Source organism: Vibrio sp. SCSIO 43135, assembly GCF_023716665.1.
GTDB classification, from domain to species: Bacteria; Pseudomonadota; Gammaproteobacteria; order Enterobacterales; family Vibrionaceae; genus Vibrio; species Vibrio paucivorans.
On the sequence record NZ_CP071859.1, the window covers coordinates 2,931,147 to 2,943,234 of the forward strand.

At 46.3% G+C, this 12,088-nt stretch carries 11 protein-coding genes; 8 read left to right on the forward strand and 3 right to left on the reverse strand.

The features are described 5' to 3' along the window. The first annotated feature begins 302 nt into the window (after positions 1-302). The 5 genes from pyrB to J4N42_RS13130 all read left to right on the forward strand — a co-directional run bounded on the left by pyrB (position 303) and on the right by J4N42_RS13130 (position 5,241). Positions 303-1,232 carry an aspartate carbamoyltransferase gene (gene pyrB, locus J4N42_RS13110; RefSeq protein WP_252028566.1) on the forward strand — a complete coding sequence of 310 codons (930 nt, stop codon included), beginning with the start codon at positions 303-305 and terminating at the stop codon, positions 1,230-1,232. Positions 1,233-1,248: 16 nt separating this feature from the next. Then, complete coding sequence (pyrI, locus tag J4N42_RS13115; protein WP_252028568.1) at positions 1,249-1,713, forward strand: aspartate carbamoyltransferase regulatory subunit; 465 nt, start codon at positions 1,249-1,251, stop codon at positions 1,711-1,713. A gap of 303 nt (positions 1,714-2,016) precedes the next feature. Then, on the forward strand, positions 2,017-2,505 hold the full coding sequence (locus tag J4N42_RS13120; RefSeq protein ID WP_252028571.1) for an arginine repressor: 489 nt from the start codon (positions 2,017-2,019) through the stop codon (positions 2,503-2,505). A gap of 140 nt (positions 2,506-2,645) precedes the next feature. Next, a complete protein-coding gene (locus J4N42_RS13125; protein ID WP_252028573.1) occupies positions 2,646-4,439 on the forward strand; it encodes a protein-disulfide reductase DsbD in 1,794 nt (597 codons plus the stop codon). A 172-nt stretch (positions 4,440-4,611) separates the two neighbouring features. Beyond that, positions 4,612-5,241 carry a response regulator gene (locus J4N42_RS13130; RefSeq protein ID WP_252028576.1) on the forward strand — a complete coding sequence of 210 codons (630 nt, stop codon included), beginning with the start codon at positions 4,612-4,614 and terminating at the stop codon, positions 5,239-5,241. Positions 5,242-5,285: 44 nt separating this feature from the next. Here J4N42_RS13130 and J4N42_RS13135 read toward each other — a convergent pair whose 3' ends face one another. Beyond that, complete coding sequence (locus tag J4N42_RS13135; RefSeq protein ID WP_252030848.1) at positions 5,286-7,010, reverse strand: potassium/proton antiporter; 1,725 nt, start codon at positions 7,008-7,010, stop codon at positions 5,286-5,288. Positions 7,011-7,377: 367 nt separating this feature from the next. Here J4N42_RS13135 and J4N42_RS13140 point away from each other — a divergent pair, with 367 nt between their 5' ends. From J4N42_RS13140 to J4N42_RS13150, 3 genes are all read left to right on the forward strand, one after another. Then, positions 7,378-7,641 (forward strand): DUF4212 domain-containing protein, encoded by a 264-nt coding sequence (locus J4N42_RS13140; RefSeq protein WP_252028578.1) that lies wholly within the window; start codon positions 7,378-7,380, stop codon positions 7,639-7,641. Positions 7,642-7,653: 12 nt separating this feature from the next. Further along, positions 7,654-9,381, forward strand: coding sequence for a sodium:solute symporter family protein (locus tag J4N42_RS13145; RefSeq protein ID WP_252028580.1), 1,728 nt, complete (start codon positions 7,654-7,656; stop codon positions 9,379-9,381). 161 nt (positions 9,382-9,542) lie between these two features. Further along, entirely contained in the window at positions 9,543-10,028 is a 486-nt protein-coding gene (locus J4N42_RS13150; protein ID WP_252028582.1) for a hypothetical protein, read from the forward strand. A gap of 97 nt (positions 10,029-10,125) precedes the next feature. Here J4N42_RS13150 and ribB read toward each other — a convergent pair whose 3' ends face one another. Both ribB and J4N42_RS13160 read right to left on the reverse strand, forming a co-directional pair. Further along, positions 10,126-11,235 (reverse strand): 3,4-dihydroxy-2-butanone-4-phosphate synthase, encoded by a 1,110-nt coding sequence (ribB, locus tag J4N42_RS13155; protein WP_252028584.1) that lies wholly within the window; start codon positions 11,233-11,235, stop codon positions 10,126-10,128. Between the two features lie 12 nt (positions 11,236-11,247). Then, on the reverse strand, positions 11,248-12,087 hold the full coding sequence (locus J4N42_RS13160) for a sugar phosphate isomerase/epimerase family protein (RefSeq protein WP_252028585.1): 840 nt from the start codon (positions 12,085-12,087) through the stop codon (positions 11,248-11,250). Between the last annotated feature and the right edge of the window lies 1 nt (position 12,088).

Consider the following 12,088-nt stretch of genomic DNA (forward strand, 5'->3'; position numbering starts at 1 on the left):
AAGATCTAGCAAAGGTTGATTAAAAGTTTCGAAAAGATGCGAAATTCGCATAAAAATCTAATTTCTGGATACTTTTCGCAAACGCTTGCGTGGCGTTTTTTTGTCCGTATAATCCTCCGCAATTTGTCTTAGGAGAGAACAATGAAACCGTCTATAGCCATTTGCCTTGGTTACAAAAAGCGCCCTGAACTAGGGTCGCTGCCTGTTTCATTTTCTCTATTAATTCTATTTTGAAGCCTCCTTTTTAAGGGGGCTTTTTTTTACCTGTCACATACGTTTATTCGAGTCGAGGAAATACTGTTATGGCGCATTCGTTATATAAAAAGCACATTATCTCCATCCCAGAACTCAGCCGTACCGAGCTGGAACTTATTGTCGATACTGCAGCGCGATTAAAAGCTGAGCCAAACCCAGAGCTATTGAAAAACAAAGTCGTCGCTAGCTGTTTCTTTGAGCCTTCCACTCGTACTCGCCTGTCATTCGAAACTGCAGTTGAACGCTTAGGTGGCAGCGTGATTGGCTTTGATAACGGGGGCAACACTTCTCTCGCTAAGAAAGGAGAAACGCTAGCAGACTCAGTACAAGTGATTGCGTCTTATGTGGATGCCTTTGTTATGCGTCACCCGCAAGAAGGTGCTGCACGTTTAGCGTCAGAGTTTTCTAATGGTGTGCCTATCATCAATGGCGGCGACGGTGCTAACCAGCATCCAACGCAAACCCTGCTGGATCTATTTTCTATCTACGAAACTCAAGGCACGCTAGACAACCTAAATGTCGCATTCGTTGGCGATTTGAAATACGGCCGTACCGTACATTCACTGACTCAAGCGCTAGCTAAGTTCAATAACGTCCGTTTCTTCTTTATCGCTCCAGATGCGTTAGCGATGCCTGATTACATCTGTGAAGAACTTGAAGAAACTGGCATTGCTTTCAGCACCCACAGCAATATTGAAGAGGTGGTACCTGAACTGGATGTGCTGTACATGACACGAGTACAAAAAGAGCGTTTTGATGAATCAGAATACGCCCATATCAAGTCGGCATTTATTCTCACCGCAGACACACTAACTGACGCGCGTGACAACCTGAAAGTGCTTCACCCACTGCCTCGCGTGGATGAAATCACCACCGACGTAGATAAGACCAAGCACGCTTATTATTTCGAACAAGCCGAAAACGGCGTTTACGCACGTGAAGCCTTACTGGCACTTGTTCTTAATTCCACCCTTTAATCGCAGGAGAGAAATCATGATGAAGCAAACTCAACTACAGGTAGAAGCGATTCGCAACGGTTCAGTAATCGATCATATTCCTGCGCATATTGGTATTAAGGTTCTGAAATTATTCAAGATGCACAAGACCAATCAACGCATTACGATAGGACTTAACCTGCCGTCTTCAGCGCTGGGCGCAAAAGATCTGATCAAGATAGAAAACGTCTACCTCACCAAAGAGCAAGCGAATCAGTTGGCTCTTTACGCGCCAAAAGCGACAGTGAACCAAATTGAAGAATACAAGGTGGTCAACAAACTGAATCTTGTTCTGCCAGAAAGCATTACCAATGTGTTTGAATGCCCAAACAGCAACTGCATTTCTCATGGTGAACCAGTCGAAAGTCGCTTTAACGTTCAGGAAAAGCAAGATAACGTGCAGCTAAAATGTCACTACTGTGAAAAAGTATTCTCTCGCGAGATCGTGACTGAACTGCGCTAAGCCTGAGTACGAGACTCTTTACTAAGAATATCTCAGCTCGAACTTGGATAATTATTCCAACACCGGAATAATTATCCAAATCAATAGATTATTTCACTAATCACACCATGATAAATCAGTTATTTATTTGGTGATCCCCTTCAAAAAGCCCCTCCCCCTTTAGTGTTACACTCAAACGACAAACAATAATACACCACCACCAAATGGTCTGGCTCAATCTGATATCCACACTCTATGGGTTGATAGAGTGCCCAAAAGCGCTAAGGACTGGCGACACCCAAACGTCAATTTAAGGAGGTACCCGTGAACGACACACTAGAACACGGTTCCTTGTGTACTGCTGAAGATAAAACTCTCACCGCTGCATGTAAGCGCTTATTACAACAGCAAAGCTTTGCGACCCAAAACGACCTAAGACAAAAGCTGGTAGAGATTGGCTTTGAAGGTATTAGTCAATCCACTGTATCTCGTTTACTTTCACAACTTGGCGTCGTGAAAGTACAAAACGCATGCGGCAAAAAGGTTTATTGCATCACGGTGGAAAATGCCCCTGTTCGAGTCGAATCCTCGATTGCCTCGCAAATAGAGTTCATCACACATAATCAATCGACAGTGGTAGTCAAAACTCACCCCGGTAGCGCTCAGTTAGTTGCACGATTAGTTGATATCGACCCACATACTGAAATTTTAGGTACAGTTGGTGGCAACGATACCGTGCTCATTATTCCTAAAGACATCGCTAAGATAGATGCTTGTGAAGCCGTTGTGCGAGCAAGGCTGGGCGTCAGATAAGCGTACTTAGTATTCAAATCCAAGCACTTGATTACTGGCCTGATTATTCAGGCCAGTTTTATATTGGGTGAAACTTATCGCACCTTTCATGGGTCTGATTGAGTTAAGATACCCCCAATGATTCTTTCAAGACTGTTTGTATGCGTTTACTTGCCACATTACTGATTCTTTGTTTATCGATATTTTCTCAGCCTGCACTTGCGCTGTTTGGTAATAACGACACACCTAGCTTTGCTCCAAGCAACAATACCTTTGTGCCGGTGGATCAAGCGTTTCCATTCAATTACTACCAGCAAGGCGACAAAGTCTATCTCGATTGGCAAGTGAAAAAAGACTACTACCTCTATCAGTCACGAGTTTCTATCACAGGTGAAAACCTGATGATTGGTGAGTACCAAATGCGTGATGGTCAGCCATATGAGGATGAATTTTTTGGCAAGGTCAATATTTACACCGAACCGCTTTTGATCGAAGTGCCATTGATTGAACACCAAGAAGGGGCAAACCTAATTGTTCAGTACCAAGGGTGCGCCAAAGCCGGATTCTGTTATCCGCCTGAAACTCGACTCATCCCGATCAGTAGCTTTGAGTTTAACGACCAAAATCAGGTCGCTCAGCCTATCGTCGACGCTGCAACAGCAACCGAATCTAAACAGACTGTCACTCCAGCTCCAACCTCTCAGCAAGACAGCTTAGCGAGCAACTTAGCAGACAACTGGTGGACGCCACTGCTGTTTCTCGCTCTGGGTGTTGGCCTTGCGTTTACGCCTTGTGTGCTGCCGATGTACCCAATTTTGACCAGCATTGTGTTGGGTAGTGGCAAACTCAGCCACCGCCGCGCACTGGGGTTATCGTTCATTTATGTTCAAGGCATGGCGCTCACCTACACACTACTAGGTCTAGTCGTCGCTTCCGCTGGGATGCAATTCCAAGCTGCTATGCAGCACCCATATGTATTGATTGGCCTGAGCATACTGTTTGTTGCGCTCGCTCTGTCTATGTTTGGTGTCTATAGCCTGCAGCTGCCAAGTGGTATGCAAACATGGCTAAATAACCTCAGTAATAAACAAAAAGGCGGTAGTAGCCTAGGTGTATTCGCTATGGGAGCGATTTCGGGTTTAGTCTGCTCCCCTTGCACCACCGCACCATTATCCGGGGCACTGTTGTATGTGGCACAAAGTGGTGACCTACTCACTGGTGGTATCGCCTTGTACGCCTTAGCGATGGGAATGGGGATTCCATTGATGTTGGCCGCTGTATTTGGCAACAAACTACTGCCGAAAGCAGGCGGTTGGATGGACGTAGTGAAAACCCTATTTGGTTTTATCCTACTTGCGGCACCCATTTTCTTACTCGAGCGTATTCTTCCGGCGCTATGGGCAACGGCATTGTGGTCACTGCTTGGTTTCATCGCCTTTGGCTGGCTATACCACATCAAAAACAAACTGCCGTTTGGTGGCTGGAAGCAGAGCGTGGTGGGCATCATTGCTTTCCTCGGGCTATTTGCCTCCGCACAGCCTGCGCTGAATTACTGGTTCGCAAAAGATGCGGTGGTAGAGCAAACCAACCGTATCGAGTTTATCCGCATCAATAACGTCAGCGAACTCGAACAGCAATTGGAACAAGCAAAGCTGGCAGGAAAACCGGTCATGCTCGACTTCTATGCCGATTGGTGTGTCGCGTGTAAAGAGTTTGAGAAGTACACCTTCCACCAAGCCGATGTGGAAGCCAAATTGGAACAATTTGTTCTGCTGCAAGCGGATGTCACCCGTAACCAACCTCAAGATATTGAATTACTCAAGCGTATGAATGTTCTTGGCTTACCTACCATCGAGTTTTGGAATGCCAACGGCGAGCATGTTTCAAACGCACGTGTGACTGGCTTTATGCAAGCACAGCCATTTTTGCAGCACATCAACGACCACCAGCTCTAACTTCTATCCACCCTATCACCTGTTCGAGTTTAGCCATTCAAACAGGTGATAGATATGGATCAGCTGCCATATAAAAGTCGATACAGTTCAGACTTTTAGTGCATAAATATTGTCCGCAAACGCAAAGGGGACAATAATTTATTTAACTTTATTATCAAAAGTATTTTACGTCATGGATTCGACCTACTCCATCATCATTGCTGATGATCATCCCCTTTTTCGTAACGCGCTTTTCCAGTCAGTTCATATGGCGGTAAGCGGCGCTAATTTACTTGAGGCCGACTCCCTCGACGCTTTGCTGGCACTACTGGAAAAAGAAGAAGAGCCAGACTTATTGCTGCTCGACCTGAAAATGCCAGGCGCCAATGGTATGTCAGGGCTTATACACTTACGTGCCGAGTATCCAGATTTACCTATTGTTGTTGTTTCAGCGAGTGAAGAAGCCGCAGTCGTCACTCAGGTGAAAAGTCATGGTGCATTTGGTTTTATCCCTAAGTCGAGCGATATGCGCGAACTCGTTAGCGCACTAAACCAAGTACTCAATGGCGAACCCTTCTTCCCAGAAGGGCTGATTACCAACAACGCAGCATGTAATGATTTAGCAGAAAAGATAGCTGCTCTAACGCCGCAGCAATACAAGGTATTAGGGATGTTGTCTGATGGCTTGTTGAATAAACAAATCGCCTATGAACTCAATGTTTCAGAGGCGACAATTAAAGCGCATATGACGGCAATATTCCGCAAATTAGGCGTAAAAAACCGTACTCAAGCGGTGATCTTGTTGTCTGAAGTAAACGAATAACAGCACGCTAAATTACAGTAAGCTTTGTAGGGCGAGTAACTGAGTTACTCGCCTTTTTCGTTTGACTCAGGTAAGCAGAGCCCAAGTTGAGTCACTTGATAGTCGTCTACTTGAGACACTACGAACTGTAGCCCTTGCCATTCAAAGTGGTCACCCAATACTGCCTGCTCAGCCAAATGTTCTGCTGCCAACTCTTTAAGCGTTTTTACCTGATAGCCCTCTGGCAACACCACACCATAAATGCAGGCTATGTCTTTGAGTAGCACATCAACATTAAAGAAGAAGTCACCAAAGAAACGGCTCTGCTCTTCAGCCAAAGGTGCGGTACTAAATAGCTCACTCAACTGTGGGAGGTTTGCCTCTCGGCCAAGTACACATAACGTGTCACCAGCCTCCAGCACTGTACTGCCCGATGGATGCAGTAAGGTTTGCTTTCTAAATAGGGCGGCAATACGAGTTCCAGTCGGCATTGCTAGTTTGCGTAGAGGCTCACCAATACACCACTTTTCGGCTTCTAGGCGGTAGACGTACAGCTCCCAGTCGCTGGTAGGAAAGATCTCAACGCCAGCACGAGAGACAGGCTCTGGCTGAGGAGGCAATTCGACTTTGGCGATCTTCGCTGCACGAGTGAGGCTTGCGCCTTGCACCACCAGCGACACCATCACCACGAAGAACGCAATATTGAAATAGGTTTGTGCATTGGGTAAACCGGCCATCAAAGGGAACACAGCAAGGATGATAGGCACTGCGCCACGTAACCCTACCCAACTTAAGAACCAGCGCTCACGGCTTTGGTACTTGCGAAACGGCAACAGGCTGAGCCACACCGCCAACGGCCTAGCAAACAAGATCATACCAAAGGCTAATGCCAATGCTGGCAATGCAATCTCAGTCAGATCTTTCGGGTTCACCAATAAGCCAAGTACAACGAACATGATGATTTGGCTAAACCAAGTCAGGCCATCCATGACATTCAAAATCGAATGGCGAGAACGAGTCGGCAAATTACCCAGCAGTAAGCCAAACAGGTAGATACTTAAAATACCACTACCACCAAAGGTATTAGACAGCGCGAACAATCCGACACCAAAACCGGTTACCAATATCGGGTATAGGCCTTCTGGTAGGCTGATTCGGTTAATCACCTGCAGCGCTAACCAACCGCCACCAAGTCCGAGGGCAATACCTATCCCAAACTGAAGAGCAAAACTTAGGGCGACAAAGTCCATGCCTAAGCTCACGTCTGGGTTAGCTAATATTGCAATCAAGGTAACGGTGAGAAACACCGCCATCGGGTCATTGGTGCCCGATTCGATTTCCAGTGTCGCACCAACGCGCTCGTTGATACTGCGGCCTTTAAGAAGCGAGAATACCGCAGCCGCATCAGTAGAGCCGACAATTGCACCTAATAGCAGGCCTTGCAGCAAACTCAGATCAAACAGCCACGTCGCCAACAATCCGGTAAACAGAGTGGTACAAAACACTCCTACCGTCGCTAAGGAAAAGGATGGCCAAAACGCCACTTTGAAACTTGCGACTCGAGTACGCAAACCGCCATCAAGCAGAATGATCGCCAGAGCAAGGTTACTTACGAGGTAAGTGGTGGAATAGCTGTCGAACTCAATACCACCAGGGCCATCTTGCCCTGCCATCATGCCGACAAACAAAAACATCAATAAGATAGGAACGCCAAGGCGCGAAGACAGTTGACTGAATAGAACACTAATAACAAGCAATAATGCCCCAGTAAGAAATAACCCGTTAATCATCTCTACAGTCAAATCGACACCTCCAGCACCTAAATAAAAAACCAATAAAATTCAATAACCTACCTTAATGGTCATTATACATAATTTCCGCTAATGGCAGTAACAGCAAATTGTCAGCATATGCAAACAAACGGTGAATTAAAACTCGCAAAAATGAATATTCATCTAACACAGCGTATTAGACCTTTGGCTAATTTAACACACAGTTAACATCACAGTTTTCTATCAATAAGAGATAAACCTCTAATTTTTATTATCTTTTTGTTTTTGCTCACACGACTAAAGTTGAAAAGAATCCTTGCCACACCCTTGCTATTGTAGATTGTGAAACATTTTGTTAACAACACAACATCGTAAGGAGACGGCAATGGCATTTGATAGTCAAGAACGCGCCAAGGCCTACTGGGACAAGAACGTCAAACTGATGATCAGTCTAATGGTGATTTGGTTTGTAGTGTCGTTCGGTTGCGGCATTCTATTCGTAGAAGAGCTCAACCAATTTCAACTAGGCGGTTACAAACTGGGTTTCTGGTTTGCTCAACAAGGCTCAATCTATGCCTTCCTAGGTATTATTTTCTACTACGCGTGGAAAATGCGCCAAATTGACCGTGAATTCGGCGTAGATGAGTAAGGAGTCACTCAGATGGATTTGAAAACAATCACCTACCTCGTAGTAGGTGCCACATTTATCCTTTATATCGGTATCGCCATTTGGGCGCGTGCTGGTTCAACCAAAGAGTTCTACGTTGCCGGTGGTGGTGTTAACCCTATCGCTAACGGTATGGCAACCGCAGCCGACTGGATGTCAGCCGCATCATTCATTTCGATGGCAGGCTTAATTGCCTTTATGGGTTACGGCGGTAGCGTATTCCTTATGGGCTGGACAGGTGGCTATGTACTACTTGCTCTGCTTCTAGCGCCTTACCTACGTAAGTTTGGTAAGTTCACAGTACCAGAGTTCGTGGGTGAGCGTTTTTACTCTAACACCGCACGTATCGTTGCCGTTGTGTGTCTTATCATTGCATCGGTCACCTACGTTATCGGTCAGATGAAAGGTGTTGGTGTTGCGTTTGGTCGCTTCTTAGAAGTGGATTACTCTACTGGTCTTCTAATCGGTATGTGTATCGTATTCATGTACGCCGTAATGGGTGGCATGAAAGGCATCACGTACACGCAGATTGCTCAATATTGCGTACTCATTTTAGCTTACACTATCCCTGCAATCTTTATCTCTCTGCAGCTAACAGGTCACCCGCTACCACAAATTGGTTTAGGTAGTACCATGGCCGGCACCGATGTCTATCTACTCGACCGGCTCGACCAGGTCGTCACCGAACTCGGCTTTAGTGAATACACCACTCAGGTTCGGGGTGACACACTCAACATGTTCGTTTACACCATGTCTCTAATGATTGGTACGGCGGGTCTACCTCACGTAATCATCCGCTTCTTCACTGTACCGAAAGTACGTGATGCTCGTACCTCTGCAGGTTGGGCGCTAGTGTTCATTGCAATTCTATACACAACTGCTCCTGCAGTATCTGCAATGGCTCGTCTAAACCTAATGGATACAGTTAACCCAGCACCAGGTCAGCACTTAGCTTACGACGAACGTCCTGACTGGTTTAAGAACTGGGAAAAAACAGGCCTACTTGGCTTTGACGACAAAAATGGTGATGGTCAAATCCAATACACTTCTAGCCCTGAAACGAACGAGCTAAAAGTTGACCGTGACATCATGGTACTGGCGAACCCTGAGATTGCGAAACTACCTAACTGGGTAATCGCACTTGTAGCAGCAGGTGGTCTTGCAGCAGCACTCTCTACCGCAGCAGGCTTACTACTGGCAATCTCGTCGGCCATATCCCACGACTTAATCAAAGGGGTAATCAATCCGAACATCTCCGAGAAGAAAGAGCTGCTCGCCAGCCGGATATCCATGGCGGTCGCTATTGCAGTCGCGGGCTATCTCGGCCTCAATCCGCCTGGTTTCGCCGCAGGTACGGTAGCACTGGCATTTGGCTTGGCCGCATCCTCCATCTTCCCTGCGTTGATGATGGGTATCTTCAGCAAAGGTATCAATAAAGAAGGTGCGATTGCCGGTATGATCGCAGGTATCAGTATCACTCTGTTCTACGTATTCCAACACAAAGGCATCCTATTCGTTGCTGATTGGAAATACCTAGAAAGCTGGGGTAGCAACTGGTTCCTAGGCATTGAGCCAAACGCATTCGGTGCAATTGGTGCAGTATTTAACTTTATCGTGGCATTCGCAGTATCGAAAGTAACTGCAGAAACGCCGCAAGAAGTAAAAGATTTGGTTGAACACGTACGTGTACCAGCAGGTGCTGGCGATGCGGTAGACCACTAAAATCTAACCCAAACCACAAAAGCCCCTTCGGGGGCTTTTTTATTCAGCGCGATGCTGTATTTTATTCAAAATAACAGTCAGTTACACAAAAAAACTCAATTATAACACGCTCTATTATTTAGCAAACACCCAAGAACACCCCATATCGCAAGGAAGCTAATATGTTCAAAAACAAGCATTTCATCGTTGCTTTACTGGTCGCGCCAATTCTCTCTATTTTGGCTTATGTTGGTACCGACCTAGCACTGAGTGAAAAGCCCCATGCCGCCAAGAAAGGCGAAGCTTATAAGCTATTGAGCAAATCTAACTGCCGTTACACCAGCGGCTTGTGTGATATGGAAAATGGCGAATTCAAAGTGCAATTTCGCTCAGAAGGTTTGACTGATGAGCAGTTGGTTTTAAGCCTGAAAGCCAAGCTTCCTCTGCAAGGAATTAAAGTTTCCTTAGTTGATAGCCTAGACGCTCAATCCACACCTATCGATATGCAGCGCACCTCTGACGACGATTTAAACTGGACCGTCACGCTACCCGCTCCAGTCTCTGATGAAAGCTGGCTAAGAGTCGCTATTCAAGCCGATGACACCTACTACTACGGCGATACTCAAACCCCATTTGTGGTGTATGAGACCTTGCTTGACCAAGAATAAGCGTCGCCTAGCATCTAGCGCCACTACTGGTGCACCCAAGCTAAAGACAAAAAAATGGGAGCTCTAAGCTCCCATTTTGCATTATTTAGCCCCTGATTTAGGGCTCAACGTAGCTCACCACTTCTAGGCCAAATCCAGATAAAGCGTGATACTTTTTATCGGCTGAAGAGAGCAAGTTCATCTTACTGACCCCAAGATCAGCCAAAATCTGCGAACCGACACCGACTTGGCGTGATGTTTGATCTTTCTTATTCGGCTTAACGCTCACGCCAGTGTCGAGTGCTTGATAGTGCTTTACACGTGCGATCGCCGATTCTGATGACTCTTGCTGGCCTAAGATCACCAATACACCGCCATCAGCACCAATCTTTTGCATGGATTTGTTCAGTGGCCAACTTTGCTTACTGTCACGAGTCGAAAACAGCACATCATTGAAGGTATCTTGCAAATGCACCCGTACATTGGTTGGTTCGCCATTTACGTCACCTTTACTCAATGCATAATGCACTTGGTTATCGACCGTGTCGCGATACGTGGTCATAGAGAACTCACCAAACTCCGTAGGCAGTTTGCACTCGGCAATACGTTCAATGGTGGTTTCTGTTGCATTGCGGTATTCAATCAGATCCGCAATCGTGCCAAGTTTAATGCCATGCTTTTCGGCAAATACCTCCAGTTGAGGGCGTCTTGCCATCGTGCCATCTTCGTTAAGGATCTCTACGATCACCGATGCCGGTTCAACACCCGCGAGCTTTGCTAAATCACAGCCCGCTTCTGTGTGGCCTGCACGAACGAGTACTCCACCCTCTTTCGCCGCTAATGGGAAGATATGACCAGGGGTCACCAAATCAGTAGGCTTGGCACCTTGCGCGACAGCAGCTTGGACAGTAATAGCTCGGTCTTCTGCTGAAATGCCCGTTGTCACTCCTTGAGCCGCCTCGATAGAAACGGTAAAGGCTGTAGCCCACGGCTCCGTTGGGTTAGAAACCATCGGGAATAGGTTGAGCGATTCACAACGTTGCTTAGTCAAAGTTAAACAGATCAAACCTCGACCATGAGTGGCCATAAAGTTGATGTCTTGCGCGGTCACATGCTGCGCCGCCATCATGATATCGCCTTCGTTTTCACGATCCTCATCATCCATGAGGATGACCATTTTACCTTGTCGATAATCTTCAATAATTTCTTCAATTGTACTAATTGGCATACGACCGCTCGCTTAGTCAGTGATAGTGTTAATGTGTTCAATGCATTGGCTCAGTACCGAGACAATGGTCTCCATACTTTCTGGTGAGCGCCCACGAATAGGAAAAGAGTCCTTGCGACGATACATACGTAAAGGTTTTTCAATGCTAAAAGGGATTTGTCGCGACGCCAAAGACTGCATGATCGGCTGATAGTTAATCACCCCTTCGCCCAGCACTGGGAAGGTGAACTTGTCGTCATGCACTTGAACGTCTTTAACGTGGAAGTGGCGGCAAAACGGCAGTGCTATCTGCGCTTCTTCACTCGGGCTTAGATTCGGCACCAATGACACTGAGTTACCAGGGTCAAAATTCAAAGCCAGCGCCGAATTGTCCACTTCCGACAGAATTCTTACCCCATCATGCGCGCTCGCAAACGCGTTGAAGTTATGGTCGCCGCCATTTTCAATACAGATGACACAGCCTTTGTCCTTGGCATATTCAGCCAATACTTTGAGGTTTTCGACAATGATGTGGCGATCGGCAATGGGACCAGTACAGGTATTTAAATAGGTCACACCCAGCGCATGAGCGAAATCAATACGCATCATAAAATCTTCAATCGCTGACGGAGACGCTAAGTTCATTGTGCAGCCTAACGCTTGTGTGGTCAGTTGTTCTTTCTCAAGTAGAGACAACAAATATTGGGCATGGTTTTCAGAGAACATATCTCTGTCTAAGCTACCGACGTAGCCCTGATTGAAAGCGAACTCAACTTGGTTTACTCCCAAGTTTCGAATCGTTTTTAACGATGTTTTAAGGTCATGCCCGTCAAAAATAGCCGTATTGATGGCTAGTCTTTCTAATACATTCATA

Excerpts from the sequence above, each read along its gene's own strand:
- pyrB (WP_252028566.1), top strand. The coding sequence starts at position 303 with ATGGCGCATTCGTTATATAAAAAGCACATTATCTCCATCCCAGAACTC.
- pyrI (WP_252028568.1), top strand. The coding sequence starts at position 1,249 with ATGATGAAGCAAACTCAACTACAGGTAGAAGCGATTCGCAACGGTTCA.
- J4N42_RS13125 (WP_252028573.1), top strand. The coding sequence starts at position 2,646 with ATGCGTTTACTTGCCACATTACTGATTCTTTGTTTATCGATATTTTCT.
- J4N42_RS13130 (WP_252028576.1), top strand. The coding sequence starts at position 4,612 with ATGGATTCGACCTACTCCATCATCATTGCTGATGATCATCCCCTTTTT.
- J4N42_RS13135 (WP_252030848.1), bottom strand. The coding sequence starts at position 7,010 with ATGATTAACGGGTTATTTCTTACTGGGGCATTATTGCTTGTTATTAGT.
- J4N42_RS13140 (WP_252028578.1), top strand. The coding sequence starts at position 7,378 with ATGGCATTTGATAGTCAAGAACGCGCCAAGGCCTACTGGGACAAGAAC.
- J4N42_RS13145 (WP_252028580.1), top strand. The coding sequence starts at position 7,654 with ATGGATTTGAAAACAATCACCTACCTCGTAGTAGGTGCCACATTTATC.
- J4N42_RS13150 (WP_252028582.1), top strand. The coding sequence starts at position 9,543 with ATGTTCAAAAACAAGCATTTCATCGTTGCTTTACTGGTCGCGCCAATT.
- ribB (WP_252028584.1), bottom strand. The coding sequence starts at position 11,235 with ATGCCAATTAGTACAATTGAAGAAATTATTGAAGATTATCGACAAGGT.
- J4N42_RS13160 (WP_252028585.1), bottom strand. The coding sequence starts at position 12,087 with ATGAATGTATTAGAAAGACTAGCCATCAATACGGCTATTTTTGACGGG.